Source organism: Deltaproteobacteria bacterium (assembly GCA_016709225.1).
GTDB classification, from domain to species: Bacteria; Myxococcota_A; Polyangia; order Nannocystales; family Nannocystaceae; genus Xiheibacterium; species Xiheibacterium phototrophicum.
Genome location: JADJEE010000001.1, coordinates 569,990 through 588,701 on the forward strand (window position 1 = coordinate 569,990; position 18,712 = coordinate 588,701).

The following is an 18,712-nucleotide window of genomic DNA, read 5'->3' on the forward strand; positions in this document are numbered from 1 at the left end:
GGGCGCTCGAGCGCCCGCTCGAAAGGAGCCCAACTACCATGTCCCTTCGCATCCCATCGCTCGCGGCGGCCCTGCTGCTCGCTCTGACCGCATGTCCGGCCGACGGCAACGACGACGCCGCCGACAGCGGCTCGTCAGGTGATTCCACTGCATCGACGACCATGACGTCCGCCACCACGGCGTCGACGACCATGACGGCGACCACCGCGTCCGACTCGGGCTCGAGCACGGACACGGCTCCGGCCGAGGTCGACTTCGTCACGCAGATCCAGCCGCTCATCGACGCCAACTGCGTCGCGGGCTGCCATGAGGCCGGCGGCGTCTATGCGGCGATGGACCTCACCGCGGCCAACGCCTACACGGTCCTCACCACGCAGGCGCCGGTGTACAGCAGCGACTCGAGCTTCGTGGTGCCCAACGACTCGGCCGGCAGCTTCCTCAGCCGCGCCCTCCACGGCACCGATTCGATCCTGCGCCAGATGCCGCTCGAGCTGGGCACCGACATGATGGGCAACCCCGTCGGCGTCGAGGGAACACCCTTGGCCGACGCGGACATCCAGCTCTTCGACGACTGGATCGACGGCGGCGCGATGCCGTAGTGCGCCGCGCCGGCGGACCCCGAGCGGTCGTCATCGACACTCGGGGGGCGCGGGTGAGGGCGTTGGCTACGCGCGCTCGCGGGCCGCGTAGCCGAGCGTGCGTCGGACCCCGGCGTACGCGCCACTGGTCGCGAACCCGATGAGGTCGCGCAGGTCGTCGTCGACCTCCGCGCGTGCGAGCAGCTCGGCGCCGGTGAGCGGCGTCTTGGCGCCGGTGACCACGCAGATGGCAGCGCCGAGGTCCCCAGCGATCGCGAGGCCGATGCGACTGCCGGCCCGCCGCACCCACGCGCGCCACTGCGAGCTGTCGAAGGGCTCGTTCTCGTGGTCCTTGAACAGGCTGCCGAGCTGTCGGGCCGTGCGCATCGGGAGCTTGCGCAGCAGCTCCTGGCTCAGGCGCGTCGCGTCGTCGTCGCGCGCGTGGTGCTTGCGACGGCCGTGGCGGGGGTGGAACGCCTGCAGCAGCGCCGACAGCAGCTGCGCGAAGCGGCCCCGCCGAAGGCCCATCGCGAACAATGCCTCGGGCCGCGTGCCGTGGAGCGCGCGTGCGAGCGCGAAGCGCAGCACGGCGGGGTCGTCGATCGCGAAGGCGGCCTCGTGGGCGAGGATCACCGGCGGCTGTTGGCAGCGCACCTCGAGCAGCGCCCCCGGCTCGAACTCGGGACCGTCGTCGAGCCCGGGCAGGGTCTCCGGCAGCGCGTGCCGGGCGACGAGCGCGACCTTGCTGTTGCCGAGGCGCTTGAGCACCTCGCCCCAGCACTGCGCGAGCAGGCCTTCGCCCAGCGGCGACACGCGGGCCTCGGGCGGGATCTCGAGCCGAGGCAGCTGCTCGGCGAGCAGCGCCGCACCGCCGTCCTGCAGCGCGAGCAGGGCCTCGCCCACGCCGCCGTCGGCCGGCAGCGCTGGCACCACGCTGGCGGGCACGAACTCACCGGCGGGCACCGAGGTCAGCTCGACGCCGTCGAAGAACGCCGCAGCGGCGGTGTGCTCGGGGGCGGCGAGCTGCAACACACCGTAGAGCGCCCACGCGCGATCGAGGTCGCCCAGCTCGGCGTGGTGCGCGGCCATGAACGCGAGCGCGCGGATGTCGAGCGGATCGACCGTCAGCACCTCGACGAAGTTTGCGAGCACGCGTTCGCCCTGGGTCCCGGCCGCATCGTAGAGCGCCGCGAGGGTCCGTCGCTCGGCGGGACCGAGCGCGTGCGGGTCGAGCTCGAGCGCGAGCTCCAGCGCGGCGATGGCCTTCTCGGGCCGCATGCGCTGGATCTCGGCGAGTCGCAGCAGCAGCGCGATGCGGGGCGCGACGTCGGTGCCACGGGTGCGACGACCGAGCGCCGCGAAGAAGCTCTCCACCAGCGGCTCGATCTCGTCTTCTCGGCCGTTGGCCTCGAGCACGCGCGCCAGCGCGAGCACGGCCGCCGATGAGTTCGGCAGCAGCTCGCGGGCCTGCCTCGCGAAGCGCTCGGCCAGCTCGGCCCGCTCGGGCTGCGCCAGTGCGATCTCGGAGCCCTCGAGCAGGAGGTCGTGCCGGCGCTCGCGCCCGAGGTCGGGCTGCAGCAGCAGCCGATCGAGGCAACGCAGCGCGATCGTGGGGTCGTGCACGGCCGTGGCCCGGAAGGCGACCTCGAGCTGGGTGCGGTCGAGTGCGGCGACGTTGTGCTCCTCGAGCAGCTCCAGCCCGAGCCGGATGTTCTCGAACGCGGCGCGGCGCAGCTCGGCCTCGGTCTGCGGGCCCTGCGGATCACCGCCGTCCGCAAGCGCGGCCGCGGCGTCGTTGAAGAGCATGCCGGCGTCGATGAACTTCTGACCGCGCGCGCGCGGGTCACCGACCTCGCGCGCCAGTCGAGCCGCAGCCTCGGCCGCCTCGACGAGCGCGCCGCGTTCCTGGCACAGGCCGATCAGCGGCTCGAGGGCGTTGGGGTTGCTGGGGTCGAGCAGCGCAGCGCGACGGTAGCGGGCCAGCGCCTCCTCGACCTGCTTGAGCGCCAGCGCGCTCTCGGCCACGAACGCGAACACATCGCTCAGCAGCCGCACTTGCTTGGGCGTGCGCTCGAAGCCCTCGGCGAGTCGCTCCTCGAGCTGGTCGGCGGCCATCAGCGCCTCGCGGTGGCGCCCCGCCAGCACGCGGTTGCGCACCAGCGCCGCACGGATGTCGAGGTTCGCGGGGTCGTGCCGCGCCGCCAGCGTGAGCCGTCGGTGGGCGTCCGCGTGGCGGCTGCTCTGCTCGAGCACCTGCGCCAGCGCCAGCAGGCCGCCCGCGAGCTGCACCGGATCGCCGCCGAGGCCGAGCGCGTCGACGGCCTGCTCGAGCAGTGCCTCGGCCTCCTCGTGACGCCCGGCCTCCGCCAGCATCTCGCCGAGCCCCAGCTTCGCGCGGGCGTACTCGGGATCCTCGGCGAGCGCGGCGTCGAAGCGCACGCGCGCGGCCGCGATGTCGCCGGTGCTGCGGTAGGTGATGCGGCCCATCTCGGCCAGCAGCTGCGCACGGATCGTCGGGCCCTTCATCTCGGCCAGCTGGCGATCCATGAACTCCATCGCGCCGGCGATGTCGCCGTCGTCGACGCGCAGCCGCACCAGGCCCTCGAGCGCCGATGCCAGGCGGCGCGGCGACTCCGGATCGTCGGCGGCGACCTTGGCCTCGGCGAGCACGCGGGAGTACAGCCGCAGCGCGCGGGCGTTGTCGTGCAGTCGCGCGCGCAGCAGGTCGGCCGCCTCGAGCAGGCCGTCGGAGTCGGGCAGCGCCGCCAGCGACTCGACCAACAGCGCCTCGTCGTGCACGGCGCGGGCGAGCTTGGCCTGCGCGCGCAGCAACGCCGCGACCCCGGGCCGCTGCGCCAGCGCGGCGGCGATGACCGCCAACGCGCCCTTGGGATCGTGGTCCTCGCGGTCGAGCACTTCGGCGAGCGCGGTCGCGACGCGTACGTGACGGGCCTCGTCGCCGGCGGCGGCCCGCTCGAGGTGCCCGCGCAGCAGCGTCACGCCGTCGTCGCGCCGCCCCTGGCGGCGATACAGCCGACTGAGCGCGAGCGCGACCTCGTCGTTGTCGGGCGCGGTGCGGACCAGCTCCTCCAGCGTCGCCGTGGCGGCATCGGGATCGCCGCCGCCCTCTTGCAGCGCACGCGCCTTGGCGACCAGCAACGAGGTGCGGGTCTCGCCGTCGGCGGGGTCGCACGCCGCCAGTCGCTGCTCGATGATCGGCAGCGCCGGCTCGAAGCGACCGGTCGCGAGGTAGAGCTCCTGCAGCCGCGCCAGCGCGACCGGATCCTCGCGCAGCTCGGTGAGCTCGAGCCAGGCCGCGATGGCGCGGTCGGGCAGGCTCAGCTTGTGCTCGTAGATGTCGGCGATCTGGGCCAGCACCGCCAGGCGGTAGTCCTCGTCGGGCACGTGGTCGGCGGCCACGCGCAGGGCCTCGATGGCCTGCTGCCACTGTCGCTGCGACATCAGCAGCCGCGCGAGCTCGTCGTGCAGCTCGCGGCGATCGGGCAGCTCGCGCGCGAGCAGCTCGAGTCGTTCGATGGCCTCACGCGGACGCGCCAGACGTTGCTCGAACACGTGACAGAGCTCGAGCGTGCGCGCGATGCGTTCGTCGGCGTCGAGATCCGGCGCCTCGACCTCGAGCAGGTCGCTCCACACCCCGGCCCACTGCGCGTGCTGCTCGAGGCCGCGGTAGATGTCGAGCAGCGCTCGCATCGCGCCGGTGTGGTGGGGCGCGACCGCCAGCACGGCGCGGTAGCGACTCTCGGCCTCGTCCCAGTGCTCGGCCGCCGCGTGGAGCTCGGCGATGCGGAGATTGTGCGCGACGACGTGCTCGGGCATGGCCGACTCGGCCAGCAGCAGCTCGTACGCTTGCAGCAGTCGCTCCATCACGCCGTGGCGCGCCGCGAGGCCTTCGAGTCGCTCGAGCGCCTCTTCGTGGCGTGGCACCCACAGCAGCGCGCGCTCGAGGGCCTGGAACGCGCGCTCGAGGTTGTGCGCGCCCTCTTCCCAGAGGCGCGCGAGCGACAACGCGACCTCGACCTTGGCCAGCTTGCTGTCGGCCGGCATCTCGGTGTACGCGAGCGCGACCTCCTCCCAAGCACTGGCGACGCGCGGGCGGGCCGGCAGCACTGGGCGCGTGAGCTTCGGCAGCGCGGGCAGGCCCTGGTCGGGTGCGCGCGGTGGCGGCGGCGGGGCCGTCACGACCACCGCCGATGCGCGGGTGTTGTCGGCGCGTTGCAGCTGCAGCAGCTGCGCCTGCATCACCGCGACGGTCGGGTCGACGGTCGGCAGCTCCGCGCCGTCGTCGAGCTCCTCGAGCTCGTCGACCTCGAGGTCTTCGAAGTCGAGGCTCTCGGGGTCGACCGAGATCGGCGGCGCGAGGTCGGGGCGCGCGGCGGTCGGGGCTGGGGCCGCCGCCGACACGCTGTCGGGATCGTCGAGCAGGATCTCCTGCGTGTGGGGCCCGCCGACGCGCGTGGGTGCGGCGATCTCGACGCGCGGCGCGTGTGGGGACGGCATCGTCTCGACCAAGCGCGGCTCGAGGCCGGCGCCGATCCACGCCGCGGCGTCGGCGATCTCGGGCGGTGCCAGCGTGGGCGTGAGCATCGGATCACGGGGCACCGGTGGCGTGTGGTAGCCGCCGGTGTGCTCGGCCAGCCGCCAGATCGCGGCATGCTCGTCGCCGACGTCGCCGTCGGCAGCGGGGAGGCTGGGGCGCGTGCGCCAGGCACACAGCCGCGCGCGCAGGGCGTACTCGGGTCGCCCGAGCGAGCCCTCGTACAGCTGCGCGATGCGGATCAGCAGCTGCGCCTGATCGACCGGCTGCGGCGCGACCTCGAGCGCCGCCGCCGGCACCATCAGGTACAGCTGCCACAGGTCGCCCTCATCGGCGAGCCGCTCGAGCTCGGCGATCGCACGTTCGTCGTCGGGGTCGAGCCGCAGCACTCGCATCCACTCGGCCATCGCGGCCGCGCGGTCACCCAGCCGCAGCTCGCGGATCTCGGCGCGCTCGGCCAGCAGCGCGATGGTGCGGTCGCGATCGCGGCTGCGCCCGACCAAGCGCTGCAGCAGCTGCAGCAGCACGAGCGCGCCGACCGGCGGTAGATCGCCGTCGCGGCGCTCGTCGACCGACAACGAGAGCCGGCGGATGTCCGGCAGCAGCACGTCGCCGCCGGCCTCGTCGAGGCCATGCGCGAGCACACGGATCGCGGCCAGGGGATCCTGCAGCCGCTCGTCGAAGATCTGCGCCGCGCTCTCGAGCGCGGCGATGGTCGCTTCGCCGGCGCTGGCGTTGCGCGCCCGCTCGAGGTGCAGATCGCAGAGCATGGCCCACAGGCGGTGGCGCTCGCTCACCTGCAGGATCTGCTCGAACGCGTCGTCGGCGAGGGTGGTGTCGGTCTTGCGCAGGTCCTGCCAGGCCTGCCGGAGCCACTCGAACGCCTTCTCGGGATCGTGCAGCTCGTCCTCGTAGATGCGGGCGATCGCACGGCAGGCGTCGTAGCGGCCGAGGTCGGACGCGGCGCGACCGAGTCGACCGCCGTGCAGCTCGATCACCGCCTGCCACGCGCCGTGCTCCCGTGCGGTGCGCTCGAGCTCGTCCGCGAGCGCCTCGTCGAGCGGTGCGGCGCGGTGGGCCCGCTGCAGGTAGCCGATCGCCTTGGCGGCGTCGCCGAGCCGCGAGAGCGCCACGCCGGCGGCCTCGCGCAGTCGGGCGACCAGTGCGTCGGTCGACTCGCGGCGCTCGAGCGCCGCGATCTCGTGGTCGAAGGCCTCGAGCAGCTCGCGCCAACAGCCGTGTGCCTCGGCCAGCGAGCGCAGGTGCTTCCCGGGTGCGGCGAGCGTCAGGTCGGAGCGCAGCGCCGCGAGGTAGCCGCGCTCGGCCCACTCGAACGCCAGCGGCGCGTCGAGACACTTCGCCTGCGCCAAGCGGCTCGCCTCGAGGCACAGATCGACCTGCGCACCCGCGAGCCCGGCCTCGCCGAGGTAGCCGAAGCGCTCCTCGTGGATCGCGAGCAACTCCCGCCACAGCCCCGCCTTCGCCGCGAGCTCGTGCACGCGTGACACGATGCGCGCGTCGAAGTGGTCGATCGCCAGCGCCTGCCGCAGGAACGCCAGTGCGCGCGCCGGCTGCTCGAGGTCGCGCTCGGCGATGGTCGCCATCTGCTCGAGCGTGGCGGTGCGGGCCGAGACCTCGCTGAGGAGATCGAGCCGCCGTTGCAGCGTCACCAGTGCGGCCTCGTGGTCGCCGACGTCGTGCTGCAGCCGCGCCATGGTCGCGAGACCCTCGAGGTCGGTCGAGAACTCGTGCACGAAGCGGGCGTAGGTCGCGACCGCGGCCTGCTTGTCGCCGAGGTGCTGCAGCCAGGTGTTGCTGATGGTGCCGTACAGCCGTCGCCGCTCCTCGGCGGACTCGGCCGCCAGCAGCAGCAGCTCGGCCTGGCGCACCAGCTTGCGGTGGAGGCCGGCCCGCTCGTACAGCTCGAGCAGGCTCGAGGCGACCTCGCGCCGCCCCAGCGCCAGATCCTCGCCGAGCGACTCGAGCAGCTCGGCGGCGCCGTTGGGATCGTCGAGCTGCTCGGCGAGGATCTCGGCGCGCTCCCACGCGATGCGGAAGGCGTCGTCCTCGGTCTCGGCCAGCTCTTGGAGCTTGCCGAGCACCGCGACCAAGGGCTGCCACGCGTCCTCGCGACGATAGATGCGGACCAGGGCCTCGAGCGCACCACGGTGATCGGGGCGGCTGCGGAGCACCCGCTCGAACGAGGTGCGCGCGAGCATCGGGTCGTCGAGCGCGGCTTCGGCCAGCTGTCCCAGCCGCAGCAGGTAGTCGATCTGCCGCACGAGCGGGGTCTTGGGCGAGCCCGCGGCCTTGGTCAGCAGGGTGCCGAGCTCCTCGTTGCGCCCCGCCTTCGCGTAGGCGAGCACGAGCTTGTCGACGATCTCGAGGTTGCCCGGGCGCAGCTCCAGCAGCTCGGTCCACAGCGAGGCCGCGCGGTCCTCGTCGGCGAGGTCGAGCTCGGCGATGCGGGCCATGCGACGCAGCAGCTTGGCCTTGGCGTCGGGCGAGCCGGCGCTGGGCAGCTCGTGGGCGAGCACCTCGAGCAGCTCGCTGTAGCGGCCTTGCTCCTCCAGCAGCTGCTGCAACCGGTACGAGGCCTCGCGATCGTCGGCGCTGATCTCGAGGATCTGTCGGCACGCCCACTCGGCGTGCTCGAGCTGGCTCAGCTCGTGGTGCCACAGCTCGGCCATGCGCCGCAGGATCGCGATGCGCTCGGTGCCGCTGCGGGAACGATCGTGTTGGTCGCGCAGCATGTCGACCACGCGCTCGTAGTCGCCGGCGCGGTCGTGCAGCGCTGTGAGGGCCCGGGTGGCCTGGATGTCGCTCGGCGACAGCTGGAGGATCTCGCCGTACAGCTCGATGGCGCGCTCGGGGTTGACCTGGCGATCGCGGTAGACCTGCGTGAGGCGCTTCAGGATGTCGAGGCGCTTGGCGGGGTCCACGGTGCGCTCGAGCTCGGCCTCCTGGACCCGCACCATGTTGTCCCACATGCGCGCGCGCTTCTCGATGCGGGCGATGTGCTTGGCCGGGCGCGCGTCGTCGGGGTACGCGGCCTGCAAGCGACCCCAGGCATCGAGCGCGCCGTCGATGTCGCCCAGGCGTCGCTCGCAGATGTCGGCGAGTTCGACGAACTCCTCCGCGAAGGCCCGCGCGTCGTAGGGGCTCTCGCCCTCGGGATACGCGGCGGCCTGCTCGATCTGGTAGAGGATGAGGTCGCGCAGGTGGGTCCAGTTGTGCTTGCGCCGCCAGTGCTCCTTGTAGCCCTCGAATGCGCCGGCGTTGAAGGGCTCGCGCTCGAGCACCTTGTAGAAGTAGACCGCGGCACGCTCTTCGTCGCCGAGCTCGTCGCGGCACACCATCGCGGCGCGCAGCAGGGTCTCGGTCGGGACCTCGTCGGGCATGCGCTCGATCTGTGCGTCGAGCAGGCCGACCAGCGCCCAGTGATCGCCGCTGTCGGCGTAGATCTGCTCGAGCCGGCGCCACGACTCGTCGTCGGGGCGTTGGTAGCGGCTGGCCTCCTCGAACAGCGCGCGCGCCTCCTCGCGGCGGTACAGCCGTCGATCGAGCAGCTCGGCGCGGCGCAGCTGCAGCGTGACCGCATCGGCGCCGCTGAAGTGGAACAGCCACTCGCGGTACAGCTCGTCGAGCGCGAGCCAGTCCTCGGCATCGATGAGCGTGTTCTCCAGCGCCGCGGAGGCCTGCTGGTGATCGGGCGCGAGCATCAGCGAGCGCCGCAGCAGCTTGAGCGCGCGGGGCTTGTCGCCACGTCGACGCGCGAGCTCGGCCGCCTTGTAGAAGATGTCGGCGGCCTTGGCGACGCCGTCCTCGGTGGCCTTACCGGAGGCCAGGTACAGCACACCGAAGGCCCGCAGCGCCTCGATGTCGTCGGGCACCACCTTGAGCGCGGCCTGCAGGTGGCGCGCGGCCGAGGGCACGTCGTCGAACTGCTCGGACTCGATGCTCGCGAGCCGACGGTGCAGCTCGGCCACGCGCACGCGGTCACTCGAGCCCTCGAGCTTGGCCAGCTCCTGCACCAGCTGCGCGGCCGCGGGACGCCAGGCGCCGGCGACCAGGTACAGCCGGATCAAGCGATCGCAGGCCTTGGCGTGGTTGGGATCGAGCTCGACCACGCGGGCGTAGTGCTGCACCGCCTCGCCGATCGCGAGGAAGTGCTGCTCGAGCAGCTCGGCGAGTTCGAAGTGCAGGGCGGCGGCGTCGGCCCCGGCGGGGAGCGTCTGCACGCGCCAACGCAGCAGCTCGACGAGCTCCTTGTGTGCGCCCATCAGCTCGTAGAGCTTTCGCAGTCGCTCGTGCGCGCGCAGGTTGTCGGGCCGCAGCTGCAGCGCGCGCGCGAGCGCGTGGGCGGCCTCGTCGCGATCCTTCACGCGCTCGAGCCACAGCTCGTAGGCCTGCACGCACAGCTCGGCGGCCTTCGAGCGTTGCTCGGCGGTCGCGGTCTCGGTGGCCGCGGCGTGCAGCAGCAGCAGCGTCGCCAACGAGCGCCAGTCCTCGCTGTCGCGGTACTGGCGCCGCAAGCGATGGAACGCGCGTTCATCGGCCGCGTTCGCGCGGAACTCGGTCAGCTCGGCGGGTTCGCGGCTGTGGCGTCCCGGCAGGGGACACGGCAGCACGGCGGGGGCGTCGGGCGCTTGGGCCTCGTGATCGAGCATCTGCACGGCGGTCGCAGGCGGTCGTTGGAGGGGACGACCGTGGCACGGTAACACGACTTCGAGCGCCGCCGTCCCGCGGGATCGCCCCATCGCCGACGGATCGGGGGCGGCCGGTGGCGGTCGAGCGTGCACGCCCGGCGGTTCGCCGTCGGCTCCGGGCCCGCGTCAGTTCGTGTACCGTGCGGGGGCAACGGCGTACCGCACGGCAATCGGCGCACTCCGGCACCGCCCATGGCCACGTCGGCCGCACGCCGAAACCGCCGCGGTGCCCACCCGCCGCTTCGACCCCGACACCGCAACCGATGGACAGTAGGCGATCACCAGCCACCCGCACCCCGCAACAGACGCGCCTGCGCTCCGGCGCCCGCGTCATCGTCCACCAGACGCCGCGGCGGGGTCCCGGAGCCAGCACGGTGGCCATCCAGCTGTGGATCTTCGCCGGCACCGCCGACGAGGGCCCGCGCGAGCACGGCTGCGCCCACCTGCTCGAGCACATGGTGTTCAAGCCGCTGAGCATCGATGGCAAGCGCGTCGACATCGCGTCGTCGATCGAGGCCCTGGGCGGTGACGTCAACGCGTTCACCAGCCACGACGAGACCGTCTTCCACGCGACCGTGCCGGCGTCCGCCTTCGACGCCGCACTCGAGGCGCTGGTGCGGCCGGTCGCGCACGCGCGTCCGCTCGCGAGCGAGCTGGCGCAGGAGGCCCAGGTCGTGCTCGAGGAGATCAAGCAGTACGACGACGATCCCGGCTCGCGCGTAGTGCAGGAGATGGTCGCGGCGCTCTTCGGCGAGCACGGCTATGCCCGGCCGGTGCTGGGCTGCGCCCACGAGGTCGCGGCGCACACGCCCGCGGTGCTGCGGCGATTCTTGTCGCGCAACTACGCCGGTGATCGGCTCGCGCTGGTGGTGGCGGGTCCGCTGCCGTCGGCTCGCGTGGTCGCGGCGGCCCGCCGCGTGCTCTCGCGGTTCCCCACCGTCGCGGCGCCGCGCCGACTGCGGACCCCGACGCCGTCGCGCGAGCCCCACGTGGTGGTCGTGCGCGACGACGTGCACGAGGCCCACGTCGCCATCGGCTGGCAGTCGCCGGCGTGGCCCGGCCCGCAGGCGGTTGCACTCGAGCTGGCCTCGTGCGTGCTCGGCTACGGCGAGTCGAGCTGGCTGGCGCGGGAGCTGCGTCGCGGTCGCGGGCTGGTGACCGACGCGCACGCGAGCCTGATTGCGGGGCGCCAGGGCAGCACCTTCACGGTCGCGGCGCACGGGCCCGCGGCGCGCATCGAGGCCGCGACAGGCGCGATGCTCGACATGATCGGCCTGCTGCAGCGCACGCCGGTGCTCGCCGACGAGCTGGCGCGGGCGCGCGCGGTGCTGTCGAGCGACGTCGTGTATCGCCGCGAGACCAGCAACGGCCTCGCCCACGCGCTCGGCTACTATCTGAGCCTGGGGCAGGGCATCGACCTCGACGGCCGCCTGCTCGCGATGTTGCAGGCGCAGACCCCCGCGAGCCTCCGGGATGCGGCTGCCGTGCACCTGCGGCCGCAGCGGGCCTCGATCGCCCTGGTGCTGCCGTCGTCCGAGTTCGACGCGGCGCAGGCCCGCGCGCTGCAGCGGCGCTTGCTGGCGCGGCTGAAGGGCAGCGCGCACGCGACCACCGGGCCGCAGCTGACCCGCGATCGCCACGGCATCGTCTGCACGCAGCTGCGCGGCGGCCTGCGCCTGCGCATGCGCCCCGATCCGAGCCTCGCGATGTTGGCCGGTTGGATGGTGTGGCCCGGCGGTCAGCGCATCGAGCCCGCGGCGCTCGCCGGCGCGAGCCCGCTGATGGCGACCCTGCTCACGCGCGGCACCGACGAGCGCGACGGCGATGCGCTGGCACGCGAGATCGAGGGCTGCGCCGCGGTGCTCGACGGCGTGTCGGGGCGCAACAGCGTGGGCCTGCACTTCGAGTGCCTCGCGCCCGATCGCGCGCTGCTGCTGCGGCGGCTGATCGAGTGCGCCCGCGCGCCGCGCTTCGCCGACGACGAGCTGGCCAACGAGCGGCGCCTGGCCATCGAGGAACTCGCCGCCGACCGCGACGATCTCGCGGGGCTGGCGTTCCAGGCCGCGGCCGAGCGCCTCTACGGCGCGCACGCCTACGGCCGCCGCCGCCGCGGCACGCCGCAGACGCTCGCCGCGGTCGATCGCGCCGCGCTGCGCAAGCTATGGCGCACGCACTATCCGGTCGGTCGCGCGTGCCTGGCCCTTTGCGGCGACTTCGACCCGGCCGAGATCGTCGATCTGCTCGAGGGCCTCGAGGGCGACGCGAGCGCGCCGCCGTCACGCACGCGCTGGCCGGGCCCACGACCGCAGCTGGCCGAGCGCCGCAGCCATCGCGTGCGACGCAGCCGCGAGCAGGCCCACGTGGTGCATGCGTGGCCGGGCCTCACGTTGTCCGATCCGCGGGTCTGGGCGATGGAGGTGCTGACCACGGTGCTCGGCGGCCAGGCCGGTCGGCTGTTCGCCGCGCTGCGCGAGGACGAGCCGCTGGTCTATCACGTGTCGGCGTCGTCGAGTGAAGGGCTCGACGCCGGCCACGTGGCGTTCTACGCCGCAACCTCGCCCGACAAGCTCGCGCGCACCCACGCGGCGCTCGAGCGCGAGCGCCGGCGGGTCTGCGGCGGTGACGTGCGGGTCGACGAAGTCGAGCGCGCGCAGGCGTACCTCGTCGGCCAGGCCGAGGCTGCGCTGCAGCGAAGGGGACGAATCGCGTCGATGATGGCGTTCAACGAGATCTACGGGCTCGGCTACGCCGCACACCACGACTATGCGGCGCGCATCGAGGCGGTGCGGGTTGCCGATCTGGTGCAGCTGGCTCGCACGCTGCTGCGCGACGACAAGCAAGTCACCATCACCGTCGCGTGAGCGCCCCGCTGCGGGCGGCTCACTGCAACGACAGCACGTAGACGTCGTACAGCGCGTGGGTCCAGGCCGCGACCGCGAAGCCACGCACGCGGTACACCACCGCGAAGAAGACCCCCGCCAGTGTGCGGTAGACGAACGCGGCGAACGTGAAGGGCTCGCCGCTGCTGCCGACGTGGTGCGCGAGCGAGAACACCAGCGACGACACCAACAGGGCCAGCAGCCACGCCCGGCGCTCGCCGGTGAGCCCTGTGAGCAGCCACGCGCAGGCGCCCATCACCAACACGCGGAACACCAGCTCCTCGTGGAACCCGGCGCCGGCGGAGATGACCACCACGTCGGCTGCACCCGGTCCGCCGCCGACGCTCAGGCCGGGAATCACGCCGAGCGCCCGGTCCATCACGAACACGATGAGGGTGCCCATGGTCAGGGCATAGACCGCCGACTCCGCCATGGCCGGCACGAACGCGCGGGGATGGAATCGATCGCGGCGCGCGAGCACCAGCAGCACCGCCGCGTACACGACCAGCAGCGCCACGAGGATCGCGAGGTAGTTGTGGAGGTCGCGTTCCGCCAGATCGACGAGCGATCGCGTCAGCACGTCGACGCCGTTCTGACCGCGCCCGCCGAGGATGCCCAGCTGGTAGGTGAGGAACAGCGGGAACACCAGCACCGCGCTGGTCAGCCCGTCGACGCGGGTCGCGAGGTGACGCTGCCACGCACCCGCGGGGGCGCGGGTACGTGGCTCGTCGTCGTCGTCATCCACGGTGCGGGCCATGGTGTTGACCCCACGCAGGGGGCGCGATCTTCACGCCGCGGGGCCCGGCCGGGCGACCCGCGGCGCGCGACGTCACTTGCCCTTCTTGGCGGGCTTCTTGGCGGCGGGCTTCTTTGCGGCCGGCTTCTTTGCGGCCGGCTTCTTGGCCGCGGGCTTCTTGGCCGCGGGCTTCTTGGCCGCCGGCTTCTTGGCCGCCGGCTTCTTGGCCGCCGGCTTCTTGGAGGCCTTCTTTGCGGCGGGCTTCTTTGCGGCCGGCTTCTTTGCGGCCTTCTTCGCCGCGGGCTTCTTGGCAGCCTTCTTCGCGGCGGGCTTCTTCACGGCCTTGGCGCGCTCCTTGGCGAGGCGCTCCTTCTCCTTGAGCTTCTCCTTGGCGAGACGCTCCTTCTCCTTGATCTTGGCGAGGCGCTCCTTCTCCTTGTCCTTGAGCAGGCGCTCCTTCTCGCGCTCGGCGGCGAGGCGCTCCTTCTCCTTGGCCTTGGCGGCGCGCTCCTTGTCCTTCTCCTTGGCGAGGCGCTCCTTCTCCTTGTCCTTGAGCAGGCGCTCCTTCTCCTTGTCCTTCTCCTTGGCGAGGCGCTCCTTCTCGCGTTCCTTGGCGGCACGCTCCTTCTCGCGCTCCTTGTCCTTGGCGAGGCGCTCCTTCTCCTTGAGCTTCTCCTTGGCGAGGCGCTCCTTCTCCTTGACCGCCTGCTCCTTCTCTTTTTCCTTGGCCTTGATGGCCTGCTGCTTCTCGGCGAGCTTGGCGAGTCGCTTGGACTCCTTCTCCTCGTCCTTGCGGCGGCGCTCGTCGTCGCGGGCCTTGTTCAGCTCGTCGCGCTTGCGCTCGGCCTCGAGGCGACGCTCCTCGGCCTTGCGCACGCGCTCCTGCTCGCGTTCTTGCTTCTTGCGCTCGCGCTCCTCGTCGCGTTCGCGACGCTTGGCCTCGCGCTCCTCTTCGCGACGACGGCGCTCTTCTTCGCGGCGCTCGGCTTGGGCGGCCCGCTCGCGCTCGGCGGCGAGGCGCTTCTCCTCGCGCTCGCGCTGGCGCTCGGCCTCCTCCTCCGCGAGTCGACGCTCGCGCTCGGCGGCGATCTCCTCGGGCGAGGGCCCGAGCTCGAGGCCGAGCAGCTGACGCACCTCTTCCTCGGCCACGCGCTCGCCCGCACGCTCCTCGTCGGTCTCGCCGCGACCGTGCACGAGCACGCGCGGGAGGTTGTTGCGGAACATGACCTCGACCTTCTGCTCGCCCGCGATCTCGCAGACGAAGCCGACGCCGAAGGTGGGGTGCACGACGATCTGGTGGAGCGACAGCGCCGCCTTGGGCGAGTATCGAACCGCCGTGTCGAGCGGGTAGGCGTTCATGCCCTCGAGCCAGTCGAGCTTCTTCGCGCCACGTCGCTTCGCAGCGGCCAGCGGCTCGGGATTGTCGTCCTCACCACCCCGCGGGGGCTTGAATCCGTGCGTGTCGCCGCATACGGCGCACTGCACGCGACGGATCTCCTCCGCGTAGCTCTCGAGGATGATGTGTTGGGTATCTGCGCGGCACTTGGGGCAGTAGCCATCGGCTTCGCCCCCGTTGCTCGAGCTCTGATTCCCACCGAAATGGCTCTCGAAGATCTGATCCATGACCAAACTCCGGCCTACGCTCGCACGTGACCTAGCACGGCGCGATCTTACCAACAAGCATCAAAGACCCCGAAAATGCAGGCAATTTCGAAGGAGGGTCGAGATGTCGTTGACGATCGAGCCGGGGTTAACTGTTTGAAATGAGAGAACAAAGCACGCTTCGAAGGGGCCCGTGGAGGGCCCCCTCCAGGACCGGATTTCGGTTGGGATCGCATCGCTTCGACCCGCCACTCGCCGGGCCGCACGGGATCATGCGCGCATGCGGAGCCGATCCGACGGGCGCGCGCCGCTGCACGCATGGCACCCCTGCACCGGTGTGCGGCCGCGCGGGCGCGGGCGTCGGAGCGGGCGGTCTCAGGCATCGGCCATCGGTCCGTTGGGCTCGGCGGGTTCGCTGCGGCGGGCGTCCTCACCCAGGCGCCGCACCTCGGCGACCACGTCCTTGGACTGCTCCGCGAGGCTGCCCAGCTCGCGGCACACCACGCGGAAGGCCCGCCCGTGGTCCCCGGCCTGGGCGGCGATGATGTTGCCGTTGAGCGCGAGCAGCTGCAGCCGTCGCGCGACGTCGTCGACGAACTCCGTCACCGCGCCGAGGCGCTCGGCGTGCAGCGCACGCACCAGCGTGGCGGGGTCTTCGGCCGCGCCGCGGCGCCAGCTGGCGGCGAGCATGTCACGCAGGGTGCCCACGTCCTGGTAGGCCTCGAGGATGCCGATGGGGCCGTACTCCTCGGGCTTGTCGCTCGCGAACAGTGGGCGTGCGGCCAGCATGGTCGGGCGGCCGTTCCACTCGAGCGTGCCGCGGAACGGCTGGCGCTTGCGCAGCACGGTCTCGACCAGCTCGGCCTCGGCGTAGGCACCGACCTCGGGCGCGGGGCCGGCGTCCAGCGAGGTATAGGTCGCGATGCGGCGGTTGCCGAGGTAGACGGAGGTCCCGAGGCTGCTGGCGCGGGCCACCCGCGGCAGCAGCTCGCGGTCGTAGTTCAGCACCGCGTGGCCCGCCCACAGCTCCTGATCGCGCCGCAGCACCCGGCCCTGGGCATGGATCAGCGTCTCGAGCAGCTCGGCCGAGGCCGCGGCGCGCTCGAGCACGCGACGGCCGACCGTCTGCATCACGACGTCGATGAGCCCGTCGTCGATGTTGTCGTCGGCCACGGCGACAGAGTGTAACGGCGTTGCCCGGCTTGTGGTAGGAGCGGGCATGACCGAGGTGCAGGGGCGCATGCCGCCCGTGGTCCGCATCGCGCCCAGCCCGACCGGCGACCCCCACGTTGGCACCGCCTACATCGCGCTGTTCAACTACGCCTTCGCCAAGCGGCACGGCGGCCGCTTCGTGCTGCGCATCGAGGACACCGACCAGGAGCGGTCCTCTCGCAGCAGCGAGACCGCGATCTTCGAGGCCCTGCGGTGGCTCGGGCTCGACTGGGACGAGGGCCCCGACGTCGGCGGGCCGCACGGGCCCTACCGCCAGTCCGAGCGCCTGGCGGTGTACGGCAGCCACGTGGCGCAGCTGCTCGCCTCCGGTGCGGCGTACCGCTGCTTCTGCACCCGCGAGCGGCTCGACGCGCTGCGCAAGCAGCAGCTCGCCGACAAGGTCGAGCACCCCGGCTACGACCGCCACTGCCGCGGCCTCGACCCCGCCCAGGCGGCCGCCCGCGCGGCCGCGGGCGAGACCCACGTGGTCCGTCTGGCGGTGCCCGAGCACGGCGAGGTCATCGTGCCCGATCGCCTGCGCGGCGAGATCCGCTTCGGGGTCGAGCAGGTCGACGAGCAGGTGCTGGTCAAGTCGGATGGCTTTCCGACCTACCACCTGGCCAACGTGGTCGACGACCACCTCATGGGCGTCACCCACGTGATCCGCGGTGAGGAGTGGCTCAGCTCCACCCCCAAGCACGTGCTGCTCTACCGCGCCTTCGGCTGGGAGGCGCCCGAGTTCTACCACGTGGGTCTGCTGCGCAACGCCGATCGCAGCAAGCTGTCGAAGCGCAAGAACCCGGTGTCGATCAACTACTACCGCGCGCTCGGCTACCTGCCGACGACGTTCCTCAACTTCCTCGCGACCCTGGGCTTCTCGATGCCCGACGGCCGCGAGCGCTTCACGCTGGCGGAGATGGTCGAGTGCTTCGACCTGTCGCGTCTGTCGGCGGGCGGCCCGGTGTTCGACCCGGTCAAGCTCGCGGCCTGGAACGGCGAGGACCTGCGCGCGCTGTCGGTCGATGCGCTGTGCGAGCGGCTGCTGGGCGACGTCTTCGAGCGCGAGCGGCTGCGGGCCATCGTCGAGCTGTCGCGCGAGCGCATCCAGCGACTCGACGACTTCGTGCCGTTCGCGAGCTTCTTCTTCGGCGGCTCGATCGACCTGCGGCCCGTGCTCCCCGAGTTCGCGCTCAAGAACCGCACGCGCGAGGAGGTCATCGAGATCCTCACGCGCTTCCTCGAGGAGATCGAGAAGGACAAGGACGCCCGCGCCTTCACCAAGGAGACCGTCGAGGCCTTTGCCCGCGGCTTCTGCGAGCGCAGTGGCTGGAAGACCAAGGAGATCTTCGGCCTGCTGCGCCTGGCGGTGGTGGGCCGGACGGCCGCGCCGCCGCTGTTCGAGACGCTGGTCGCGTGTGGCAAGGACCGCACGCGCCTGCGCTTGCGCGACGCCATCGAGGCCTTGAAGGCGCAGACCTGAGCTCGTGGCGCGCCGGCGCGCGGTCACTACGGCCGCCCGCCGCAACGCGACGAAAAGCAGGTCCACCGACGCTCGACGATTCCAGTTCAACCCCTACCGTAGCAGGTGGGCACCACGGATATCCGCTTCGGGCTTCCCGCCGAACGGGCTTGCACTCCCACGGGCAGAGGCGGTTCCCTGGTTGAACAGAGTAGGTAGAACTCGAACGCCGAGCGTCGGCTGACCTGCACTCCAAGATAGCAGAGCGGACCGACGCAACCATCGGCAAAAATCGCCCAGCGCGTTCGGCGGGCGACATGCGAGCGTGGCTCGGGTTGTCGCGCTCGCCTCGCGGGCGACTTGCCAGCGGCGTGCAAACCTGATGGGCGCTAAGTGCCGTGCGAGCGCGAGTCGGCGAAGCGCGGGTCGGCGGCCGGCTCGACCGCGCGATAGTCGGCTCCGAGCCCGCCCTGGACCGCGACCGACGGACCACCCCGGCTCATGAGGTCGACCTTGCGCAACACCGCGGCTTCGCGGGTCTCGGTCGGCGTCATGTGCTGACGCGAGTCCATGCGGATCGCATCACATGGACAGGCCTCGACGCACAGGCCACAGACCACGCACTTGAGCTCGTCGATCACGAAGCTCTCGGGGGCTTTCTCGGCGTCGTCCTTGCGGTCCTCGGCAACGATGTAGATGCACTTCGCCGGGCACACGGTGGAGCAGCACATGCACGCCACGCAGCGCACCGAGCCATCCTCGCGGAACATCAAGCGGTGCACGCCGCGGTAGCGCGCGGGGTAGTAGGTCTTGGGATCGACGTCCGGCTCGCCGTAGCGAATCGTGTCGACGTCGCCCATGCCCTTGGTCATGGTGTTCTTGAAGAAGTGCCGCGCCGAGGTCAGCAGGCCCTCGAGGATCGCGGGCAGGAAGATCTGATCGCGTGCGGTTCGCTGCAGCGAGACGTTCTTGACGCCGATGG

Annotated in this window: 8 protein-coding genes and 1 other RNA gene; 3 read left to right on the forward strand and 6 right to left on the reverse strand. The window is 72.1% G+C overall.

The genetic code is table 11. The annotated features are described in order from the left end of the window. Positions 1-38 precede the first annotated feature (38 nt). Positions 39-599 (forward strand): hypothetical protein, encoded by a 561-nt coding sequence (locus IPH07_02400; GenBank protein ID MBK6916229.1) that lies wholly within the window; start codon positions 39-41, stop codon positions 597-599. Between the two features lie 66 nt (positions 600-665). On the opposite strand, the gene IPH07_02405 is transcribed toward IPH07_02400, so the two are convergent. Next, on the reverse strand, positions 666-9,809 hold the full coding sequence (locus IPH07_02405; GenBank protein ID MBK6916230.1) for a tetratricopeptide repeat protein: 9,144 nt from the start codon (positions 9,807-9,809) through the stop codon (positions 666-668). 407 nt (positions 9,810-10,216) lie between these two features. Between IPH07_02405 and IPH07_02410 the strand changes: the two genes are divergently transcribed. Next, entirely contained in the window at positions 10,217-12,703 is a 2,487-nt protein-coding gene (locus IPH07_02410) for an insulinase family protein (protein MBK6916231.1), read from the forward strand. A gap of 19 nt (positions 12,704-12,722) precedes the next feature. Here the strand turns inward: IPH07_02410 and IPH07_02415 are convergent, their stop codons facing one another. The 3 genes from IPH07_02415 to IPH07_02425 all read right to left on the reverse strand — a co-directional run bounded on the left by IPH07_02415 (position 12,723) and on the right by IPH07_02425 (position 16,232). Further along, positions 12,723-13,478, reverse strand: a complete 756-nt coding sequence (locus IPH07_02415) for a CPBP family intramembrane metalloprotease (GenBank protein ID MBK6916232.1) — start codon at positions 13,476-13,478, stop codon at positions 12,723-12,725. A 72-nt stretch (positions 13,479-13,550) separates the two neighbouring features. Then, positions 13,551-15,080 (reverse strand): hypothetical protein, encoded by a 1,530-nt coding sequence (locus tag IPH07_02420; protein ID MBK6916233.1) that lies wholly within the window; start codon positions 15,078-15,080, stop codon positions 13,551-13,553. A gap of 354 nt (positions 15,081-15,434) precedes the next feature. Beyond that, positions 15,435-16,232, reverse strand: a complete 798-nt coding sequence (locus tag IPH07_02425; protein MBK6916234.1) for a hypothetical protein — start codon at positions 16,230-16,232, stop codon at positions 15,435-15,437. Between the two features lie 67 nt (positions 16,233-16,299). Between IPH07_02425 and IPH07_02430 the strand changes: the two genes are divergently transcribed. After that, positions 16,300-17,751, forward strand: coding sequence for a glutamate--tRNA ligase (locus IPH07_02430; protein ID MBK6916235.1), 1,452 nt, complete (start codon positions 16,300-16,302; stop codon positions 17,749-17,751). A gap of 55 nt (positions 17,752-17,806) precedes the next feature. Here the strand turns inward: IPH07_02430 and ssrS are convergent. Both ssrS and IPH07_02440 read right to left on the reverse strand, forming a co-directional pair. Next, positions 17,807-17,979, reverse strand: a non-coding RNA gene (gene ssrS / locus IPH07_02435) — 6S RNA. 140 nt (positions 17,980-18,119) lie between these two features. After that, a complete protein-coding gene (locus IPH07_02440) occupies positions 18,120-18,710 on the reverse strand; it encodes an NADH-quinone oxidoreductase subunit I (protein ID MBK6916236.1) in 591 nt (196 codons plus the stop codon). Positions 18,711-18,712 lie beyond the last annotated feature (2 nt).

Coding starts and splice junctions, on each gene's coding strand:
- IPH07_02400 (MBK6916229.1), top strand. CDS start 39: ATGTCCCTTCGCATCCCATCGCTCGCGGCGGCCCTGCTGCTCGCTCTG.
- IPH07_02415 (MBK6916232.1), bottom strand. CDS start 13,478: ATGGCCCGCACCGTGGATGACGACGACGACGAGCCACGTACCCGCGCC.
- IPH07_02420 (MBK6916233.1), bottom strand. CDS start 15,080: ATGGATCAGATCTTCGAGAGCCATTTCGGTGGGAATCAGAGCTCGAGC.
- IPH07_02430 (MBK6916235.1), top strand. CDS start 16,300: ATGCCGCCCGTGGTCCGCATCGCGCCCAGCCCGACCGGCGACCCCCAC.